At 73.1% G+C, this 17,763-nt stretch carries 22 protein-coding genes; 9 read left to right on the top strand and 13 right to left on the bottom strand.

Annotated features, from left to right (window positions below; all coding sequences use genetic code 11):
• Positions 1 to 5: 5 nt before the first annotated feature.
• The gene (locus tag QEZ54_RS27270) at positions 6 to 518 is read right to left on the bottom strand and encodes a hemerythrin domain-containing protein (protein ID WP_281307584.1); all 513 of its coding nucleotides are present in this window, start codon (positions 516 to 518) and stop codon (positions 6 to 8) included.
• Between the two features lie 157 nt (positions 519 to 675).
• On the opposite strand from QEZ54_RS27270, the gene QEZ54_RS27265 reads away from it, so the two are divergent.
• Positions 676 to 1,107, top strand: a complete 432-nt coding sequence (locus tag QEZ54_RS27265) for an SRPBCC domain-containing protein (protein ID WP_281307583.1) — start codon at positions 676 to 678, stop codon at positions 1,105 to 1,107.
• Positions 1,097 to 1,426, top strand: a complete 330-nt coding sequence (locus QEZ54_RS27260; protein ID WP_281307582.1) for a metalloregulator ArsR/SmtB family transcription factor — start codon at positions 1,097 to 1,099, stop codon at positions 1,424 to 1,426. The genes QEZ54_RS27265 and QEZ54_RS27260 overlap by 11 nt, the downstream gene beginning before the upstream one ends.
• Positions 1,427 to 1,477: 51 nt before the next feature.
• Here QEZ54_RS27260 and QEZ54_RS27255 read toward each other — a convergent pair whose 3' ends face one another.
• The 5 genes from QEZ54_RS27255 to QEZ54_RS27235 are packed head-to-tail and all read right to left on the bottom strand — an operon-like array spanning position 1,478 to position 5,758.
• Positions 1,478 to 2,173, bottom strand: coding sequence for a phosphotransferase (locus QEZ54_RS27255; protein ID WP_281307581.1), 696 nt, complete (start codon positions 2,171 to 2,173; stop codon positions 1,478 to 1,480).
• Between the two features lie 46 nt (positions 2,174 to 2,219).
• The gene (locus tag QEZ54_RS27250; RefSeq protein ID WP_281307580.1) at positions 2,220 to 2,867 is read right to left on the bottom strand and encodes a LysE family translocator; all 648 of its coding nucleotides are present in this window, start codon (positions 2,865 to 2,867) and stop codon (positions 2,220 to 2,222) included.
• A 17-nt stretch (positions 2,868 to 2,884) separates the two neighbouring features.
• On the bottom strand, positions 2,885 to 3,724 hold the full coding sequence (locus QEZ54_RS27245) for an SDR family NAD(P)-dependent oxidoreductase (protein WP_281307579.1): 840 nt from the start codon (positions 3,722 to 3,724) through the stop codon (positions 2,885 to 2,887).
• Positions 3,721 to 5,055, bottom strand: a complete 1,335-nt coding sequence (locus QEZ54_RS27240) for an NAD(P)-binding domain-containing protein (protein WP_281307578.1) — start codon at positions 5,053 to 5,055, stop codon at positions 3,721 to 3,723. The genes QEZ54_RS27245 and QEZ54_RS27240 overlap by 4 nt, the downstream gene beginning before the upstream one ends.
• Before the next feature lie 58 nt (positions 5,056 to 5,113).
• Entirely contained in the window at positions 5,114 to 5,758 is a 645-nt protein-coding gene (locus QEZ54_RS27235) for a TetR/AcrR family transcriptional regulator (protein WP_281307577.1), read from the bottom strand.
• Between the two features lie 29 nt (positions 5,759 to 5,787).
• Between QEZ54_RS27235 and QEZ54_RS27230 the strand changes: the two genes are divergently transcribed.
• The gene (locus tag QEZ54_RS27230) at positions 5,788 to 7,155 is read left to right on the top strand and encodes an MFS transporter (RefSeq protein WP_281307576.1); all 1,368 of its coding nucleotides are present in this window, start codon (positions 5,788 to 5,790) and stop codon (positions 7,153 to 7,155) included.
• Positions 7,156 to 7,253: 98 nt separating this feature from the next.
• Here the strand turns inward: QEZ54_RS27230 and QEZ54_RS27225 are convergent, their stop codons facing one another.
• Positions 7,254 to 7,685, bottom strand: coding sequence for an SRPBCC family protein (locus QEZ54_RS27225; RefSeq protein ID WP_281307575.1), 432 nt, complete (start codon positions 7,683 to 7,685; stop codon positions 7,254 to 7,256).
• 115 nt (positions 7,686 to 7,800) lie between these two features.
• On the opposite strand from QEZ54_RS27225, the gene QEZ54_RS27220 reads away from it, so the two are divergent.
• The 3 genes from QEZ54_RS27220 (at position 7,801) to QEZ54_RS27210 (ending at position 10,315) form a co-directional block, all read left to right on the top strand.
• Entirely contained in the window at positions 7,801 to 8,223 is a 423-nt protein-coding gene (locus QEZ54_RS27220) for a hypothetical protein (protein ID WP_281307574.1), read from the top strand.
• 109 nt (positions 8,224 to 8,332) lie between these two features.
• Entirely contained in the window at positions 8,333 to 9,541 is a 1,209-nt protein-coding gene (locus QEZ54_RS27215) for a pyridoxal phosphate-dependent aminotransferase (RefSeq protein ID WP_281307573.1), read from the top strand.
• 45 nt (positions 9,542 to 9,586) lie between these two features.
• Positions 9,587 to 10,315 (top strand): sulfite exporter TauE/SafE family protein, encoded by a 729-nt coding sequence (locus tag QEZ54_RS27210; RefSeq protein WP_281307572.1) that lies wholly within the window; start codon positions 9,587 to 9,589, stop codon positions 10,313 to 10,315.
• 633 nt (positions 10,316 to 10,948) lie between these two features.
• Here QEZ54_RS27210 and QEZ54_RS27205 read toward each other — a convergent pair.
• On the bottom strand, positions 10,949 to 12,034 hold the full coding sequence (locus QEZ54_RS27205) for an acyltransferase (RefSeq protein WP_281307571.1): 1,086 nt from the start codon (positions 12,032 to 12,034) through the stop codon (positions 10,949 to 10,951).
• 135 nt (positions 12,035 to 12,169) lie between these two features.
• On the opposite strand from QEZ54_RS27205, the gene QEZ54_RS27200 reads away from it, so the two are divergent.
• Both QEZ54_RS27200 and QEZ54_RS27195 read left to right on the top strand, forming a co-directional pair.
• A complete protein-coding gene (locus QEZ54_RS27200) occupies positions 12,170 to 12,694 on the top strand; it encodes a sigma-70 family RNA polymerase sigma factor (protein ID WP_281307570.1) in 525 nt (174 codons plus the stop codon).
• The gene (locus QEZ54_RS27195; RefSeq protein ID WP_281307569.1) at positions 12,691 to 13,137 is read left to right on the top strand and encodes a hypothetical protein; all 447 of its coding nucleotides are present in this window, start codon (positions 12,691 to 12,693) and stop codon (positions 13,135 to 13,137) included. The genes QEZ54_RS27200 and QEZ54_RS27195 overlap by 4 nt, the downstream gene beginning before the upstream one ends.
• Positions 13,138 to 13,231: 94 nt before the next feature.
• On the opposite strand, the gene QEZ54_RS27190 is transcribed toward QEZ54_RS27195, so the two are convergent.
• The 5 genes from QEZ54_RS27190 to QEZ54_RS27170 form a co-directional block, all read right to left on the bottom strand.
• Complete coding sequence (locus QEZ54_RS27190; RefSeq protein ID WP_281307568.1) at positions 13,232 to 13,999, bottom strand: hypothetical protein; 768 nt, start codon at positions 13,997 to 13,999, stop codon at positions 13,232 to 13,234.
• Between the two features lie 77 nt (positions 14,000 to 14,076).
• Entirely contained in the window at positions 14,077 to 14,712 is a 636-nt protein-coding gene (locus QEZ54_RS27185) for a hypothetical protein (RefSeq protein ID WP_281307567.1), read from the bottom strand.
• 94 nt (positions 14,713 to 14,806) lie between these two features.
• Positions 14,807 to 15,241 (bottom strand): hypothetical protein, encoded by a 435-nt coding sequence (locus QEZ54_RS27180; RefSeq protein WP_281307566.1) that lies wholly within the window; start codon positions 15,239 to 15,241, stop codon positions 14,807 to 14,809.
• A 218-nt stretch (positions 15,242 to 15,459) separates the two neighbouring features.
• Positions 15,460 to 16,053, bottom strand: coding sequence for an NAD(P)H-binding protein (locus QEZ54_RS27175; RefSeq protein WP_281307565.1), 594 nt, complete (start codon positions 16,051 to 16,053; stop codon positions 15,460 to 15,462).
• A complete protein-coding gene (locus QEZ54_RS27170; RefSeq protein WP_281307564.1) occupies positions 16,050 to 16,922 on the bottom strand; it encodes an alpha/beta hydrolase in 873 nt (290 codons plus the stop codon). The genes QEZ54_RS27175 and QEZ54_RS27170 overlap by 4 nt, the downstream gene beginning before the upstream one ends.
• A gap of 97 nt (positions 16,923 to 17,019) precedes the next feature.
• On the opposite strand from QEZ54_RS27170, the gene QEZ54_RS27165 reads away from it, so the two are divergent.
• On the top strand, positions 17,020 to 17,604 hold the full coding sequence (locus tag QEZ54_RS27165) for a TetR/AcrR family transcriptional regulator (protein ID WP_281307563.1): 585 nt from the start codon (positions 17,020 to 17,022) through the stop codon (positions 17,602 to 17,604).
• Positions 17,605 to 17,763: the final 159 nt, after the last annotated feature.

The raw sequence follows: 17,763 nt of genomic DNA, 5'->3' as shown, positions 1-17,763 counted from the left end.
CCCGCTCAGTCCTCCGGGTCGGCGCCGAGCAGGTCAGCCGGGGTGGCGCCGGCGGCGTCGAGGCGGTTCAGCGCGTCGACGAGCTTGCGCTCCTCGTAGGTGAAGTGCGACTCCAGCAGCGCGAACAGGCCGTCGACCTCCGACAGCAGCCGGTCGGCTCGAGCCGGAACGCCGACGGCCGCCGGTAGTTCGGCCACCAGGCGGGGCAGCCGCCGCAGCATGTCGGCGACCAGCCCGTGGTCCCTGCGCAGCACGTCGAGCACCGGTTCGAGGTCGGGGTGCCGCCGGGCCAGCGCGGTGAAGGCGTGGTCGTCCTCGGCGGTGTGGTGGCGCTGCAGGGCGGCGCAGAACGCCAGGCAGTGGGCGGGCAGTTCGCGCGGCGGCGGTCCGGCGCCGTCCAGGTGCGCTTCGATGTCGGCGCGCAGCCGGGTCAGCTGCTCGCGCAGGCGGTCGTGGATGTCGATCAGTTCGAGGCCGTACGCGGAGATCCGGTCGTGCGGCTCGGAGGTGGTGGGCATGCCCGTTCCTCGCGGTCTCGCGCCTCCATGCCCTCGGCGGCCTTCGTGCCGGGTACACCGCGACGCTGGTACGCACCCTACCCCAGGACTTGACGCAACCCAAAGGTTGCAATAGCGTGAGTAGCAACCAGTTGGTTGCTACTCACGGAGGAGTGCGATGGGCTTCCCTGATCGCATTGAGCGGACAATCGAACTCACCCGGCCCCCGGCCGCCGTCTGGGCGGCGCTCACCACAGCCGAGGGCCTGGGCACCTGGTTCGGCCACAAGGCCGTCGTCGACCTGCGGCCGGGCGGCACCGCCCGGGTCAACTGGGACAGCGGCGACCAGGCCGAGCTGACCATCGAGCGAGTCGAGGAGCCGAGCGTCTTCGGCTTCACCTGGCACATCTACGGCCTGCCCGAGCACGACCCGCGCCGCACCTATGTCGAGTTCACGCTCGAACCCGCCGGCGCGGGAACCCGGCTGACCATGGTCGAGTCAGGCTTCGCGCAGCTGCCCGGCGACGAGTACCGCAAGGCCTACGACGCCAACACCGGGGGGTGGACGCACGAGCTCGGCGAGCTGGTCGAATACCTCAATGCAGCCTGACATCGAGGCGATCGCCGAGCAGGTCTTCACGGCCCTGGCCGACCCGAGCCGGCGCGGCATCCTCGCCGCGCTGGCCTCGGGCGGCCCGGCCACGGCCACGGACCTGGCCGATCGCCTGCCGATCACCCGGCAGGCGATCGCCAAGCACCTGGCCCTGCTGACCGAGGCGGGCCTGGTCACCGCCGAACCCGGCGAGCGGCGCCGGGTCCGCTACCGGCTGCGCTCGGCGCCGATGCAGGTGGCGCAGCAGTTCCTGGCCGCCCTGGCCACCGACTGGGACGGGCGGCTCGGCGCGCTCAAGGAGCACCTGGACGGCTGAGTCCGCGTCAGGACGTCAGCCCGTGGTCGCGGGCGTAGACGGCGGCCGGGCTCAGCCCTGGCGCGAGGCCCGGACCAGCTCCCCGGCCGCGCCCAGCCGGGCGAGTTCGGTGCCGGTCAGGTTCGGATCCAGCTCCCGCACGGCCAGCGCCCGGGGCAGCTGCGACAGCGGATCACCGTCGGCGTGCAGCAGGAACTCCGCCACGAACCGGCGCCCGGCGTGGGCCAGGGCCGGGTCGTCGCCCACCGCCACCTGGGCCACGATCAGTGCCGACATCGCCACGTCCAGGTCGGGCGGGCCGTCGGCGGCGTTGCGCCAGTCGATCAGCATCGGGCACTCGTCGGTCAGGATCACGTTGTCCGGGTGCAGGTCCAGGTGCAGCAGCCGCGACCCGGGCGCCGCGCCCGGGCGGGCCGGCACCGCGTGCAGCCGCGCGTGGAGCGCCGCCAGGATCTGCGCGCCCGCCTCGACGTCGATGCTGCCGTCGAGCATCGCCTCCAGCAGGGTCGGCCCGTCCAGCCGGTCCATCAGCAGGTCCGGGCCCTGGACCTGGTAGACGTGCGGCACGGGCAGGCCGTGGGCGGCCGCGTACGCCATGACGGCGGCCTCCGCCGTGGCGTCGGTGCCGTCACGGTAACGTCGCAGGACCCGCCCGTCGTCGACGGCGTACACGTCGGCGCTGCGTCCGCGTCCCACCAGCACGAGTTCCGGCACCACCCCAGCGAACCCCTTTCGCACGTTGCTCACCGGTATTCCATCGCGACCAAGCGTGAACGTCCAGTGGGGATCTCGGTCAGGGCGAAGTGGCGAGCTTCACACCGAGTCCGATCAGGACCGTTCCGGCGACCGCGTCGATGCCGCGGCGGACCCGCACCGCCGCGGGCGCGCCGCCGACCAGCCACCGGCGGGCCAGGTCCACCCCCACGATGATCAGGGTGAACCACAGCATCGCCTCGGCGTCGTGGATGAGCGCCATCAGCACACCCATCGGCAGCGACGGGACGTCGGCGGGCAGGAACTGCGGCAGCATCGCGGCGTAGAAGACGCCGACCTTCGGGTTGAGCAGGTTCGTGACCAGGCCGCGCAGGAACGCCCGGCGCGCGGAGTCCGGCAGCCGCGCCGCCACACCGTCCGGATCGGACCCGCGCCGCCGCCAGGCGTCGCGCAGCATGACCGCGCCCAGATACACCAGGTAGGCCGCACCCGCCACCCGGATCACCGTGAACGCCGTCTGCGACGCGGTGACCAGCACCGAGATGCCCGCGGCGGCCGCGGTGCCCCAGATCAGGGCGCCGGTGCAGATGCCCAGCGCGGTGGCGTACGCGTGCCGACGCCCCTGGGCCACCGAGGTCCGCAGCACCAGCGCCGTGTCGGCCCCGGGGATGATCGTCACCACCGCGGCGACGAGCGTGAACGAGAGCAGAGCCGAGCCTACGGTCATCGGATGAGGGTACGGCTTCAGCCTGCCGGCGCCTCCAGCGGTTTCCGCCCCGCCCGGCGCAGCATGCCCGCGGCCAGCGGGGCGGCGTCGAGGTCGCCCGCGGCGATGCGCGCGGTGATGGTGCGCCGCACCATGCGGGCGGCCAGGGACGGGAAGTGCCTGGCCACGAACAGCTCCACCCGGCCCCGCCCGGTGGTGGCGATGTCGCGGCGCGGGCGGCGGGCGGTGGCCGCGCCGAGGATCGCGGCGACCACGCCCTCGACCGGCTCGTACCGGGACACGCCCTGCAGGGACAGGCCGGCCTGCGCGGAGGCGTCGTGGATGGGCGAGGCGACCATGCTCGGGTAGACGACGCTGACGCCGATGTGCGAGCCGACCTCCAGGCGCAGCGCGTCGGCGTAGGCGACCAGGGCCCGCTTGCTCACGCCGTACGCGGCGGCCAGCGGCAGCGGCAGCAGCGCCATCCGGCTGGACACGAACACGATCCGGCCCCGGCTGCGCTCCAGCGGCTCGATCGCGGCGGCGGTGGTGTGCCACGCCGCGACCAGGTTCACCTCCAGCTGGCGGCGGGCCTGGTCGCCGGGCGGCAGCTCGGCCGGGGCCGGTCCGCCGACCCCGGCGTTGTTGACCAGCAGGTCCAGCCCGCCCAGCAGCTCGACCGCCTGCGCGACGCCCTGGCGCGCCTGGCCGCCGTCGGTCAGGTCGCACGCGACGACCGGGCTGTCGCCGATCCGGCCGCCGGTCAGGTCCAGGCCCACCACGTGAGCTCCGGCGGCCGCGAGGCGTTCGCAGAGCAGCCGTCCGAACGTGCCGTTGGCCCCCGTGACCACGGCCCGCTGTCCGCGCAGTGTCCTCATCGGATGTTCCCCTTCCAGCTCATGCCCTGGCCGCGCAGCGCACGGGCGGTGCCCTGCGTGAGTTCGCGGGCGGCCAGCTCCAGGTAGGCGTCGAAGTCGATGCGCATCGCGGGTCGGCGCTCGCCCCAGCGGTCGCGCGCCGCGGCGTGCTCGCGGGCGATGTCGGCGCGCTGGGCGGCCGGGTCGGGCAGCGCGTACCGTCCGGCGACGTACGCCGCGGCCAGCCGGGCCTGCGCCTCGACCACCGGCAGCGCCGACCCGGTGGACTGCATCAGCCCGACGAACATCAGCCCGGGTTCGCCCTGGTGGAACACGTGCCGGAACAGCGGCATCCGCTCGGCCGACGGCGCGAGCAGCCCCTGCTCCAGGAACGGCAGGTCGATGGCGTAGCCGGTGCACCACACGACCAGGTCGACCTCGTCGGTGCGCCCGTCGGCGAAGGCGACGGTCTGCCCGTCGATCCGGCTGATCCCGCCGCGTACGCCGATCTCGCCGTGGCTGATCCGCGACAGCAGCGCGTCGGACAGGGTCGGGTGGTCCTGCAGGAAGCCGTGCTCCGGGTCGGGCAGGCCGTAGCGCGACGGCGGCCCGACGGCGGCGCGCAGCATGGTCTGGCTGATGCGCTGGCGCAGCCGCCACGGCAGCCGCTTGGCCAGCGCGCCGTTGAGCGTGTCCGACGGCTTGCCGAACAGGTGCTTGGGCACCACCCACACGCCCCGGCGCACCGACAGCAGCGTGCGCGGGGCGACGTACGACGCGTCGACGGCGATGTCCATGGCCGAGTTGCCGCCGCCGACCACGAGCACGCGCCGCCCGGCGAGCTGCTCCGGGCCCCGGTAGTCGTGGCTGTGCAGCTGCTCGGCGGTGACCGTGCCCGGGTAGGCGGGTTCGGGCAGGCGGGGGCGGCTGTTGTGGCCGTTGGCGACCACGACCGCCTCGACGCGTACGGTCACCGCGCCGTCGGGGTTGAGCGCGGTGACCCGCCAGCTGTCGCCCTCGCGGACCACCTCGGTCACGGTGTGGTGCAGGCACACGCTCCGGAGCAGGTCGAAGCGGACCGCGTAGTCGTGCAGGTAGGCGGCGATGCGGCCGTGGTCGGGGTAGTCGGGCCAGTCGGCGGGCATGGGCGCGTCGGCGAACTCGGTGCGGGTCCGGCTGGTGTTGAGGTGCAGCGTGCGGTACGCCGAGGAGTGCGGCGCGCCGTACACCCACAAGCCGCCGACCTGCGCCCCGGCGTCGAAGCAGACCGCGGGCACGCCCCGGTCGGCCAGCGCCTTGAGCACGGCCAGTCCGGCCGGCCCGGCGCCGATGACGGCGACACGTGGGCTCATCGCACCCTCCCCAATTAATCCAACGCCTGCTGGATATTGCCGGAGGGCGCCGACGGCGTCAAGGGCGGGGGGCGTACATCCGGTCCAGCCAGCGGTGCGCGTAGGCCCGGAACTCGCGGCGCTGCCGCGCCCCGGCCGCCCCCGACAGCAGGCCCACCACGTGCGCGTGCACCGCCCAGACGAGGCTGCGTACGGCCAGGTGCGGGTCGGGCTCGTCGAGCACCCCGGCCGCGTGCGCCTCGGCGAGCACCTGCTCCACGGCCCGGTAGAGCGGATTCGAGTAGCGCTCGTCCAGCTCGGCGTGCCGGTCGGGCTCCAGCCAGCGGCGCAGCCAAAGACCGGTGGTCTCGGGACGGTCCTCGAGGAAGTCGACGAAGCTGTCCAGCAGCTCGTGCAGGGCGGCCATCGCGGTGACCGGGCCGGACCCGACCGCGGCGCGGGCCGCGCCGGTGGCCTGGGTGAGGACCGTGCTCTCGGCCTCGTGGATGCGGGCGAAGCAGGCGTCGTAGAGGGCTGCCTTCGTACCCACGTGGTGGTGCACGGTGGCGACGTCGACCCCGGCCGCGGCCGCGACCTCGCGCATGCCCACGGCGTCGAAGCCGCGCCGGGCGAACAGCCCGGTGGCGGCGACGACGATCGCCTCGGGGGTGGCGACCCGGTCGGCGCTGCGGGGACGGCCGGGTCCGCGGCGGGGTGTGGTCATGGCTCCCATCGTGCCCTACTATCCAGCGAATGTTGGATTACAGCTCCGGCGAGACCGCGGCCGAAGCCGCCGCGACGCGCTCGGCCCGCCTGCCGCGCGGCGGCATGGCCGCGTTCGCGACCGGCTCGCTCGGCATGGGGACCTGGGTGACCGTACCCGGCCTGCTGCTGCTGTACTTCCTCACCGACGTGCTCGCCGTGACGCCGCTGCTGGCCGGCGTCGTGCTGCTGGTGCCGAAGATCGCCGACGTGGTGCTGCACCCGTGGGTCGGCCACCTGTCCGACCGCGACCTGCGCCGCCGCGGCCACCGCCGCACGCTGATGGCCCTGGGCTGCGGCCTGCCGCTCGCCTTCGCGGCCCTGTTCGCGGTGCCCGGCGGGCTGTCCGGCGCCCCCGCCGCCGCCTGGGTCGCGGTCGGCTTCGTCGCGGGCAACCTGCTGTTCGCCGCGTACCAGGTGCCGTACCTGTCCACCCCCGCCGACCTGGGCATCGGCTACCACGAGCGCACCCGCCTGATGGGCTTCCGGATGGTGGTGCTCACCATCGGCATCCTGCTGTCCGGCGTGCTCGCCCCCATGCTCGCGGGCAAGCAGGACCCCACCCGGGGCGGGTACGCGCTGATGGGCGCGGTGCTCGGCGCGACGATGCTGGCGACCATGCTGGTCGGCATCGGCGGCGTACGGCGCCTGGCTCTGGCCGCCCCCGGCGAGGCCGCCGGGGCGGCGCACTCCGCCGCCGGGTTCAAGGCCCTGCTCGGCGCCCTGCGCGACCCGCAGTTCCGCTGGCTGGTCGGCGCCTACCTGGCCATGTCCACCACCACCCACCTGGTGCTGGCCGCCGTCCCCTTCTTCGCCGAGTACGAACTGGGCCGCCCCGGCCTGACCACCGTGCTCGTCGCCGCCTTCGTGGCCCCGGCCCTGATCGCCACGCCGGTCTGGGTCGCGGTCGCCCGCCGCATCGGCAAGCAGCCCGGCCTGCTCATCGCCCAGGGCGCGTTCGTCGCCGGGTCGCTGGTGCTCGCGCTCGGCTCCGCCGCCGGGCTCCCGGTGCTGATCGGCGCGGTCGCGGTGCTCGGCATCGCGTTCGCCGCGATGCAGCTGCTGCCGTTCTCGATGATGCCCGACGCGATCCGCGCCGCCGGAGGCGCCGAGCGGGCCGGGACCTACACCGGCGTATGGACGGCGGCCGAGGCTACCGGCGGCGCGCTCGGCCCGTACGTCTACTCCGCCTGCCTGGCCGTCGGCGGGTTCGTCGCCTCCGGCGCGGGCGAGCACGTCACCCAGCCGGGCCTCGCCCACACGATGATCCGCCTAGGCTTCGGCCTGGTCCCCGCGGTCCTGATGCTCGTCGCGATGCTCCTCCAGCGCCGCTACACCCTGGACCGCACCCTCCGCTGACCCGCCCGCTCCCCTACGCGGCCGTTTCGTGCAGTTTCGGGGAAAGTGCAGGAATTCGGGCTTCGATTCCTGCACTTTCCCCGAAACCGCCGGGTCCGTCAGGCGGCGAAGCGCGCCTCCAGGCGATCGAGGGTACGGCTGATCGCCCGGCGGTTGCGGCGCGGGAACCAGCTGACGCTGATCAGCAGCGGGATGCGCGCGGTCGACCAGTCGAACTGCTCGGTGACCACGGTCCGCCCGTCCTCGGCCGGATCCAGCCGCCAGCGCCAGCGGTGCCCGTTGAAGTGCCGCCACGCGATCAGGCGGCCCTCCTCGAACTCCACCACCGTGTTCAGCACGCGGTAGTCGGCGCCCATGTGCATGTCCATGCCGAACTTCATCCCGAGCGCGAGCCGGCGCGGGGCACCCCGGGCCGCCAGCACCGATCCCGACCCGTCGATGAGCGGATGCTGGGCCGGATCCGCCAGCAGCTCGAAGATCTCCTCCGGCGCCGCGCTGACGACCCGGCTCTCACTGATGAGGCGGCCCATTCCGGCACTCTAGCGCGACCGCCCGCCCAGGTCACCCACAGATCAACGGTCCAATTAGGTCGGACGGCCGGACCCGGTGTATTACTTCCCCGTGACTCTCACGAAGCACAGCAGAATGCTCGGACTCCTCTTCGCCGCCACGGCGCTCATAGCCGTCACCACCGCCTGCTCGGAGGGCGCCGGCACGGCCGCCGGAGCCACTCCGAGCGCGGCAGCCCCGGCCTCCCCGGCGGCGTCGCCGTCGACCGACACAGGCTGCCCGCCGGACGTCAACCTCATGTACGAGGCGCTCAAGGCCACCCCCGCCGTCTTCGACGAGATCGACAAGAGCGTCACCGGCATCGGCGAGCCCAGGTGCGCCGAGGGCTGGTCCACCGCGATGACCGTGGTGAAGAACGCCGACCCCCTGGTCGTCCTCTTCCGGTACGACCCCGCCACCGGCAAGTGGACGCCGGTCGCGGTCGGCTCCGACGGCGTCTGCGACGGCGCGGTCAAGGTGCCCGAGACCGTCCAGGCGAAGCTGCACCAGGGCTGCTGATCTCCTGCCGGCTCGCCCTCATCGGCGAGGGCGAGCCGGCAGGTCGCCCACGGGCCGGACACAGCCGCCTCGTCCCGCGCCGACGTCCGGAATGTGCAAGAGTGGGCGCATGGAGCGGATCTCCCGCCGCATCGCGGCCATCGCCGAATCAGCCACCCTCGCCGTGGACGCCAAGGCCAAGGCACTGAAGTCAGCGGGCCGACCCGTGATCGGGTTCGGCGCCGGAGAGCCCGACTTCCCCACCCCGGACTACATCGTCGAAGCCGCCCAGGCCGCCGCCGCCCAGCCCCGCATGCACAAGTACTCGCCGACCCCGGGGCTGCCCGAACTGCGCGAGGCGATCGCGGCCAAGACCGCGCGCGACTCCGGCTACCAGGTGCCGCCCGGCCAGGTGCTGGTCACCAACGGCGGCAAGCAGGCCGTCTACACCGCCTTCGCCACGCTGCTCGACCCCGGCGACGAGATCCTGGTCGTCGCGCCGTACTGGACCACGTACCCGGAGGCGATCAAGCTGGCCGGGGCGGTGCAGGTCGACGTGGTCACCGACGAGCACTCCGGCTACCTGGCCACCGTCGAGCAGCTGGAGGCGGCGCGTACGCCGCGCACCAAGGCGCTGCTGTTCGCCTCCCCCGCCAACCCCACCGGCGCGGTGTACCCGCCGGAGCAGGTGGTGGCGATCGGCCGCTGGGCCGACGAGCACGGGCTGTGGGTGATCACCGACGAGATCTACGAGCACCTCACGTACGGCAACGCGAAGTTCACCAGCATCGCCAGCGCGGTGCCGGAACTGGGCGACCGGGTCGTGATCCTCAACGGCGTCGCCAAGACGTACGCCATGACCGGCTGGCGGGTGGGCTGGCTGATCGGCGCCCCGGACGTGGTGGCCGCCGCGACCAACCTGCAGTCGCACCTCACCTCCAACGTCTGCAACGTGGCCCAGGCCGCCGCGCTGGCCGCCGTCAGCGGCGACCTGTCCGCCGTCGACGGGATGCGCCAGGCGTTCGACCGGCGCCGCCGGACCATGGTCACCATGCTCAACGACATCCCCGGGGTGGTCTGCCCGGAGCCGCTCGGCGCCTTCTACGCGTACCCGTCGGTGAAAGGCCTGCTCGGCCGGGAGCTGCGCGGACGCCGTCCCGAGACCTCCGCCGAGCTGGCCGCGCTGGTGCTGGAGGAGGCCGAGGTGGCGCTGGTGCCCGGGGAGGCGTTCGGGACGCCGGGCTACTTCCGGCTGTCGTACGCCCTCGGCGACACCGACCTGGTCGAAGGCCTCACCCGGCTGACCAAGCTGCTCACCGAGGCGCAGCCCGCCCACTGACCACAGGTAGGCGCCGCCCCAGGTCAACGGGTACGGTATGGCGCCGTGACCCTGTACCTGATCGCCGCCGCCGTCTTCGGGGTGGCCGCGTTCGCGCAGGCGGTGACCGGCTTCGGCTTCTCGCTCGTGTCGGTGCCGCTGCTGGCCATGGCCGACCAGCCGCAGCCCGCCGTGGTGTCGGCGACGATCATCAGCCTGCTGCTGAACGCTGTCACCGCCTGGCGTGAGCGCGCCCACGCGGAGCGGCCGGTCGCGCGCCGGCTGCTGCTCGCGGTCGCGGTCGGCATGCCGCTGGGTCTGCTGCTGCTCATCTCGCTGCCCGACCTGGCGCTGCTGGCCCTGATCGCGGTGGTCAACCTGGCCAGCACGGTCGTGGTGTGGCGCGGCTGGCAGCTCTCGCCCGGGGCCGGGACCGCCGCCGCGGCCGGGATCCTGGCCGGGGTGCTCACCACCACGACCGGCACCAACGGACCGCCGCTGGTGGCCACCCTGCGCGCGATGAAGCTCGAACCGCGCGTGTTCCGGGCCACGGTCGCGCTGATCTTCGGGGTGGTCGGGCCGGTCGCGGTGGTCGGCTTCGGCATCGCCGGCACCCTGACCTGGCATGCGGTCCTGCTCGCGACGGCCGGCCTGCCCGCGACGGCGCTCGGCGCGTGGCTGGGCAACATCCTCTTCCACCGCCTGAACCCGGCCGCCTTCCGCCGCCTCGTCCTCTCCTGCCTCGCCGCCAGCGCCCTCGCCGCCCTAGCCAACGCCACCACCCGCGCCATCTAACCCCACCCCCCCACTGCCCCCAACCCAGCCGGTCGATCATGAACTTATGGACGTGTTCGACGGTGTGTCACCACCCCACCACCGTGATCACTTGCGGGGATCCGGCGCCTGACGCCCGGCCGGCCAGGGGAGGCACCGAAGCCGGGCTCACTGGCGTGATCGCCACTGGCGGTCGTGACCCGGCCCATCGGGCCCAGCTATCGCCGCTCACGGTCACAACAACGGCCACCACCCCGCGATCACCACCCGCGGTCACAACCTCGACCCACCAGCCCGGTGATCGCCACCCGCGGTCACAACCTCGGCACTCCAGCCCAGTGATCGCCAATTCGTGGTCGCAACCTTGCCTCAGAGGCCGGGTTCTGACCACGGATGGTGATCACGCACGGAAGCTGCGCCCACGATCACAAGTTCCGGGCGCAACATCGCAGGGGCGCCACCGGCGACACCCACAGGCACCCCGCCCACGATCCGACATAGACACTGGCCCATCACGGGGAAGATGATCTCGATGAATTCCACGAGATAGGCCAGTGTCATTGGAAGGCAGGGCCGCCCGACCGGCCGGCGGTTCGACCCAGATGCTGAGATCGGATCGGCGAGCGAGTTCGGGTGCGGGGAGCCGGAGCGGCGCTAGGCGGCGGGTTGCGGCCGGGCACGGGTGAGCGTGATCTCCGGGAGCAGGCGGGGCGAGCGCTTGGCGGCGACGTCCTCGACCCACCCGAAGCAGAGCACGGCCAGCGCCGTCAGCGGTACCGTCACCAGCAGCGTGACCCAGGCCGAGTCGGCGAGTGCCGCGATCCCGGTCCGGTTGACCAGCCAGTGGCCCACGAAGATCATCGGAAGCTGCCAGACGTACAGGGTGACCGCACGGGCGTTGAGCATCGCGACAGCCCGGCGCGGCAGCTCCGGCAGGCGCTCGTACCAGGTCATGGACGGGCGCACGCGCAGCGCCACCAGGACCACCGCCGTGCCCCACAGCACCTGCGACAGCGGCGAGCCGTTGGAGCGCAGCGCCAGCACGCCCAGCGCGGCCCCGACCGCGAACACCGCCACCAGGGGCAGCCGGTCGAGCAGGCGCAGGTGGCGGGCGTACCCGAGCAGCCAGGCGGTGCCGTACGAGGCGGTGGTCCAGATCACGTCGCCGACCGGATCGGACGGCACGGTGACCACGGTCGAGCAGACCACCGCCAGCACCAGCGGGGCGAGCAGCGTCGGCACCGGCCAGCGGCGCATCAGCCACCACAGCACGGGCGACATCAGCACGAACCACAGGTAGGCACGCAGGTACCACAGCGTGACGACGAAGATCCCACCCCAGGTCGAGGCGGGCGGGTTGGCCAGCGGCAGCACCCACAGCAGCGGATCGAACCAGCGCAGCGGGTACTGCGGATCATGTGACCAGCCGTGCAGCAGCATCAGCGGCAGGGCCACCGCGCCCAGCGCCCACAGGGGCGGCAGCAGTCGGCGCAGCCGCGAGCGGACCGTGCGGCTGCCGCCGCCGCGCGCCAGCGAGGCCGCGGTGAGGAAGCCGGCCAGGCCGAACATGAGCCACATCGACGGGAACAGCGCGGTCAGCGCCCCGATCGGGATGGCGTGGTTGAGGAAGACCCGGACGATCGCGGCGGCGCGCAGGGTGTCCACGTACGGGCTGCGGGCACGGGGCGTCGCCACCGGGGCCTGGGCGGCGGCCGGTGCCGTACGTTCGATGATCGACATGAGGCGAGTGCAACTCCGGTCAGTCACGGGCGGCGTGCCTTCAACCAGACCCGACTTCCCTCAAGAGAACCTCGACAAACCGGTCCGTGAACCTTTGCTGTGACCGACGCGACTGAATCTGCCGAGGAGGTGGCGATGACAGACGAACTGCTGGTGATCCGCTGCCGGCTCGGGGAACGTGACGCGCTGGCCCGGCTGGTGCGCCAGTGGCACGAACCCGTGCTGGTCTACGTACGCCGGATGCTCGGCCCGGCGCACGCCGAGGACGTGGCCCAGGAGGTGTGGCTGGCCGTGCTGCGCGGGCTGCCGAGGCTGCGCCAGCCGGAGCGGTTCACGCCGTGGCTGTACACGATCGCCCGCCGGGTGGTCGTGAACCGGCTGCGGGAGGAGTACGCCCGGCCGGAGGTCCCCGGCGAGGCGGCCGAGCGGGCTGTGCCCGACCACGGCGACCTGGTCGCCGACCGGGACGAGGTGGCGCGCCGGCTCGGGGGGCTGCCCGCGCGCGAGCGCGAGGTGCTGATCCTGTTCCACCTGGAGGACCTGCCCCTGGAGGCGTGCGCCGAGATCTGCGGCGTACCGGTGGGCACGGTGAAGTCACGCCTGTCTCGGGCCCGGCGGATGGTCCGCGCGGCGATCGAAGCGGAAGGAGAAGGTCGATGAACGCCGACGAGATGCTGGCGCGCCTGTCGCGTCCCCTGTCGCCGTGGCGGCGTGTGGCCGCGGCGGTCGCCGCGATCGGGGGCGGCACGGGCGCGGCCGCGATCGGGGTGCTCTGGATCACCGAGCCGCAGCTGCCCGCCCGTACCCAGGTGGCGTTCGCCGGGCTGGTGGCGATCGGGCTGGCCTGGGCAGGGTACGGGATCTGGGCGCTGACCCGCCGTACTCCCCTGTTCGCCCGTGACCGCGTCGTCGCGGGCTGGCTCGCCGTGGGCGCGACCACGCTGCTGGCCGTGTTCACGGCGGCGGTCGCCGTCGCGCGGCAGCGCGGCTGGGCCCTGCCGGCGGTGGCACTGGCGCTGCTCCTGCTGGCGGCGGTCAACCTGGTGCGTGCCCGCGCGGTGCGGTCCGAGCTGCTGCGGCGCAAGCACGAGCTGGGCGGTTAGACCCCGGTCGCGGGCATGATCCGGGATCGGGGACGCCAGGTGGCGCCATGGCGGCATCCAGCGTCCGCGATCTCGGATCATGCCGGGTCACCGGTCAGGAGAAGCGCTCCACGGTGACCGGGATCAGGCCCTGGTCGCGCAGCAGCCGCCGCAGGCGGTGCAGCAGCGTGCCCAGCGCAGCCGGTTCGGACTCCGAGTCCGAGCCGAGCAGCGCGGTCAGGTCGATGCTCCAGGCCATACCGAATCCGATCCGGCGCAGCTCCCAGCTGAACTCGTGCGTCTGCACCGCCAGGCTGCCGCGCCCCAGCACCCGCGGCTCGGCCGGGTCGTCGACCGGCTGCAGCCACTCCCGGCACCACAGGTCGGCCATGCCGTGCTCGCCGAGGTCGCCCGCGAACAGGATCCGGTAGACGCGGCGGTCGAAGAAGCCGGTCGGCACCTGCGCCGGGCCCAGCCGCAGCGGGGCCGAGCCGGGCCGCAGGTCGCGGTCCGCGAACAGCTCGCGCAGCTGCGGCGCGAGCGGCAGGTCGGTGTCGGTCAGCCGCCGGTACGCCTCCGCGGCGGCGCTCCGCGACGCCGGGCGCACCACCGAGCGCACCCGGGCGTCGGCGCGCAGCGAGCGGCTGAAGCCCGCCGAGCTCCACCAGCCCTCCCCCGCCGACCACACCGCGCTGTCGACCCCGGCGGCGGCGAAGTCCTCGTGCAGGACGAACTCCTCGACCGCGACCCCGCACGGCGCCACCCCGCGCCACACGTCGTCAGGTTCGGCGTAGACCAGGTAGTAGTCGAGCTCGCAGTCGGGGGCGGGGTCTGCTTCATACCCGACCGACCCGCGCGTACGCAGCCGCACCTCGGCATCCATGCCTGAATGATCGCGTACGGCGGCGCCGCGGGCGCTCAGCCACACCGGCGCTGTTGCAACACGTTGTAATTGTTAGATCACGGAAAGTAGGTGATGACCTCCTGGGCCTGGCCGTCGTAGCCGCCCAGGACGCAGATCCGGCGGAAGTTCGCCAGCACCAGGCTGCCCGCCCGGGCGTCGGCCTCGGTGTCGAAGACCTGCAGGATGTGGTCATGGTCCTTGACCCGCCAGCCGTCCCCGTGGCCCATGTCCTCGGCGACCAGGTGGCCCGGCTCGTACTCCGAGCAGTTGTCCTGCTCGCCCGCGATGTCCGGGGACTGACCGGACGGTTCACGCCAGTAGTCGAACACGAACGTGTCCCGGTCCTCGCGGGCGTTGCCCCGGCCGACGTAGCAGCGCTCGCGGTACCGCTGGGCCAGCGCGAGCCCTTGGCGCCCGGTCGGCTCGCCGGGACCGCCGTGCAGCCGCAGCACCTGCGTCGACCCGTCCGCCACCAGGAACGCGCCGTCCTCGTAGCGCAGCCGGAGCCGGGCGGGGTCGTAGGCGACGCAGTCCGGCGCGGTCGGCCATCGGCGCGCGACCGGTGAACCCGCCGGGTTCGCGGGCGGGGTCGGCGCGGCGGCCGACGGGGTGACCGCGAGCTCGCCGTGGGAGTCGCCGCAGCCCGCCAGGAGCAGGGCCGCCAGCAGGACCAGTGCGGGAATCCGTCGCATACCGGCACGTTAAGTGGTGAAGTGCGCCGGTACGGCCGGTAAGGCGCCCCGCCGCGGTCGTGTCGCGGCGGGGCGCCCCCGGCCCCGGGGCCGGTCAGCCGTCCCGGCTGTAGCGCTGGGCCAGTTCGCTGAGGTCGACGCAGACCTTGTTCCGGGTGGCGCAGGCGTAGATCGCGATCAGGTCGCCGCCGACGATGTTGCCGAACGGGTCCCAGTAGACCGGCGCGCCGTTCAGTCCGTTGCCGTTGTGCGTGCTGCGCGGGGTGCCGTTGTTGAGCGCGGCGAACCCGGTCACGCCCTTGCCGTCGCTGCAGTAGTCGTGGATGACGAAGAAGTCGTCGTTGTTCGACCCCGTCGGCGGGTAGTAGCCGGAGTCCACGAAGTTGATGACGGCACAGCCGTCGGAGGTGCCGGCCGAGAAGCTGTCGTCGATCGCCGCCGCGGCCGGGCTGGCCACCAGTACGGTCGCCGCCGCGGCGGCGGTCAGTCCGAGCAGCGCCCGCCGGATGAGACTACCTTTGTGGAGCATTGTGAGGTTCTCCCTTCAAGTCGGCTATCTGCCGAGTTGAAGGTATTGCGGAACATCCGCCAGGTCTTCCATCGCTCGCAGTATTCAAATGCTTGAATTCTGATTCGGACAGTCACTCCCCTGCTTCTTGACCGGTCCCCCGACGGCGGTAGGCCGCTCCGCCCCTACCCCGCGCGGTCTACACCCCTCGCGGGCGGCCCCGACCCGCGAGGGTCGCCTCAGTACGCGACGGTGAAGCGCTGCTGCCGGAACGAGCCCTGCTCGATCGCGTCGAGCACCGCCGCGGCGTAGTCGCCCGTCGAGACGCGGGACTCCCCCGCCGCGTCGGTCAGCGGCGTGTCCCGCGCCTGAGCCCGGTAGGTGCCCGTCTTCCCACCCGGCACCAGGTGCACCGGCGGCGGACTGACGTACGACCAGTGCAGGTCGGTGCGCGCGGCGCGCAGGATCTCCAGCGCGGCCGCCTGGTCGAGCGCCGTCTCCAGGTACTGGGGCGGGAACGCGGGCGAGTCCACGAACCGCTGCCCCGACGGCGCGAGCAGGCTGCCGCCGCCGCCGAGGAACACCAGCCGGGCCACCCCGGCCGCCGGCAGCGCCTCCAGCAGCGCCGCCGCGGTACGCGGCACCGTCCGCTCCGGCCCCTTGACCGCGACGACGACGGCGTCGTGCCCGGTAAGCGCCTCCTTGAGCGACGCGGCGTCGGTGGCCTCGACCTCGGCGCGGCCCAGCGCGGTCACCTCGTGCCCCCGCGCGGCGGCCTCCCCGGCCACGGCGCTGCCCAGGTTGCCCGCGGCGCCGACGACGGCGATCCTCATGCTGCTTCCTTCCAGGTACGGCCGACGAAGTCGGCGATCAGGGGTGCGATCTCGGGCAGGCACTCCTCCAGCGCGAAGTGCCCGGTGTCGAAGACGTGGATCTCGGCGTCGGGCAGGTCCCGCAGGTACGCGTGCGCCCCGGGCTCGGGGAAGAACGCGTCGTTGCGGCCCCACAGGATCAGCGTCGGCGGCTGGTGCTCGGCCAGCCACCGCTGCCAGGCCGGGTAGAGCGCGACGTTGCGGTGGTAGTCCAGCGCCAGTGCGACCTGCGCCTCCTTGCGGCCGGGCTGGTCGAGAAGGTGCTGGTCGAGGGTCCAGCCGTCGGGCGCGACGAGGGAGGGGTCGGCGGTGCCGCCCTCGTACTGGCCGCGGGTGACCGGCAGGACGAGGATCTCCCGCACCCGGTCCTCGGCGCCCGCGACGCCGGGCTGGTTCGCGATCATGCCGCGAGCCAGGTCGGACAGGCCCTCCTCGTACGCGTTGGCGTTCTGCACGATGAGGCCCGCGATCGCGTCGGGGCGGCGCCCGGCCAGGCGCAGGCCGACCGGGCCGCCGAAGTCGAAGGCGTACAGGACGAAGCGGTCGACGCCGACCGCGTCCAGGAAGCCCTCGACCACGTCGGTCAGGCTCTCGAAGCTGTAGCCGAAGCCGGTCGGCACCTCGGTGTGCCCGAAGCCGGGGTAGTCGGGGGCGATCAGCCGGTGGTGCGCGCCGAGCGCGTCGAGAAGACGGCGGAACTGGTGCGAGGCGGAGGGGAAGCCGTGCAGGAGCAGGAGCACGGGTGCGTCCGGCGGCCCGGTCTCCCGGTAGAAGACGCGGGCGTCGCCCACCTGGGCGAACCGGTGGTACACGCGCGGGACCTCAGACACGATGAGCACCTCTTAACGAGAAGCGGTTTGCGTTAGCATGGGCATCGTGACAGAGCCCGAGTCCTTAATGCAAGACGGTTCCCGTTTAGCGGGCTCGGTGCGTCCCGGCGGGCGCACCTCCCGCACCCGGGCCGCCGTCTTCGACGCTGCCATGGCCGAGCTGGCCGAGAAGGGTTTCGCCGGAACCGGCATGGAGAAGATCGCGGCCCGCGCGGGCGTCGCCACCTCCACCGTGTACCGCCGCTGGGGCGGCCTGACCGGCCTGCTGCAGGACCTCGTCGACGAGATCACCCTCGACGTCCAGCTGACCGACGCCGGGCCGCTCGCCGCCGACCTCGCCCAGATCGCCCGCGTGATCCTGCTGCTCAACCGGCATCCGGTGCACCGGCCCTGGATGGACGCGGTCGTCACCGCGGCGGTCCACGATCCGGCCGCGCGGCAGGTGCTGACCCGCACCATCCGGCGGCGCATCGACGGCACCGCCCCGATCGTGGCGCGCGCCGCCCAGCGCGGCGAGATACCCGCCGACACCGACGGCGACGAAGTCATCCGCATGCTGGCCGCGCCGTTCTACTACCGCATGTACATCAGCGGCGAGCCGATCACCGACGACCTGCCCGACCGCGTCGCCGCCGCCGTGGTCGCCGCGGTCCAGGCCGGCACGCTGCGCCGGACCCACTGACGAAGCGAAAATCCTGGACCGACCGCGGTGGCGTCGATGGCCGAGCGTGCGGGCGCGCAGTGTCGTGACCGGAGATCGTGATCTTCGGCGCCTGCCCCCTGTGGTGATCGCCACGTGCGGACCGAAAGCGGGACTCAGTCTCGGGACTGCGCAGTGGAT

It is taken from the genome of Catellatospora sp. KI3, from assembly GCF_029948125.1.
In the GTDB taxonomy this organism is placed as follows: Bacteria; Actinomycetota; Actinomycetes; order Mycobacteriales; family Micromonosporaceae; genus Catellatospora.
The sequence above is the reverse complement of the archived record's forward strand: the minus strand, read 5'-3'. Positions and strand labels throughout refer to the sequence as shown.

Excerpts from the sequence above, each read along its gene's own strand:
- QEZ54_RS27200 (WP_281307570.1), top strand. The coding sequence starts at position 12,170 with ATGACAGACGAACTGCTGGTGATCCGCTGCCGGCTCGGGGAACGTGAC.
- QEZ54_RS27250 (WP_281307580.1), bottom strand. The coding sequence starts at position 2,867 with ATGACCGTAGGCTCGGCTCTGCTCTCGTTCACGCTCGTCGCCGCGGTG.
- QEZ54_RS27230 (WP_281307576.1), top strand. The coding sequence starts at position 5,788 with ATGTTGGATTACAGCTCCGGCGAGACCGCGGCCGAAGCCGCCGCGACG.
- QEZ54_RS27225 (WP_281307575.1), bottom strand. The coding sequence starts at position 7,685 with ATGGGCCGCCTCATCAGTGAGAGCCGGGTCGTCAGCGCGGCGCCGGAG.
- QEZ54_RS27240 (WP_281307578.1), bottom strand. The coding sequence starts at position 5,055 with ATGAGCCCACGTGTCGCCGTCATCGGCGCCGGGCCGGCCGGACTGGCC.
- QEZ54_RS27195 (WP_281307569.1), top strand. The coding sequence starts at position 12,691 with ATGAACGCCGACGAGATGCTGGCGCGCCTGTCGCGTCCCCTGTCGCCG.
- QEZ54_RS27270 (WP_281307584.1), bottom strand. The coding sequence starts at position 518 with ATGCCCACCACCTCCGAGCCGCACGACCGGATCTCCGCGTACGGCCTC.
- QEZ54_RS27260 (WP_281307582.1), top strand. The coding sequence starts at position 1,097 with ATGCAGCCTGACATCGAGGCGATCGCCGAGCAGGTCTTCACGGCCCTG.
- QEZ54_RS27265 (WP_281307583.1), top strand. The coding sequence starts at position 676 with ATGGGCTTCCCTGATCGCATTGAGCGGACAATCGAACTCACCCGGCCC.
- QEZ54_RS27185 (WP_281307567.1), bottom strand. The coding sequence starts at position 14,712 with ATGCGACGGATTCCCGCACTGGTCCTGCTGGCGGCCCTGCTCCTGGCG.
- QEZ54_RS27180 (WP_281307566.1), bottom strand. The coding sequence starts at position 15,241 with ATGCTCCACAAAGGTAGTCTCATCCGGCGGGCGCTGCTCGGACTGACC.
- QEZ54_RS27220 (WP_281307574.1), top strand. The coding sequence starts at position 7,801 with ATGCTCGGACTCCTCTTCGCCGCCACGGCGCTCATAGCCGTCACCACC.
- QEZ54_RS27235 (WP_281307577.1), bottom strand. The coding sequence starts at position 5,758 with ATGACCACACCCCGCCGCGGACCCGGCCGTCCCCGCAGCGCCGACCGG.
- QEZ54_RS27245 (WP_281307579.1), bottom strand. The coding sequence starts at position 3,724 with ATGAGGACACTGCGCGGACAGCGGGCCGTGGTCACGGGGGCCAACGGC.
- QEZ54_RS27175 (WP_281307565.1), bottom strand. The coding sequence starts at position 16,053 with ATGAGGATCGCCGTCGTCGGCGCCGCGGGCAACCTGGGCAGCGCCGTG.
- QEZ54_RS27205 (WP_281307571.1), bottom strand. The coding sequence starts at position 12,034 with ATGTCGATCATCGAACGTACGGCACCGGCCGCCGCCCAGGCCCCGGTG.
- QEZ54_RS27215 (WP_281307573.1), top strand. The coding sequence starts at position 8,333 with ATGGAGCGGATCTCCCGCCGCATCGCGGCCATCGCCGAATCAGCCACC.
- QEZ54_RS27190 (WP_281307568.1), bottom strand. The coding sequence starts at position 13,999 with ATGGATGCCGAGGTGCGGCTGCGTACGCGCGGGTCGGTCGGGTATGAA.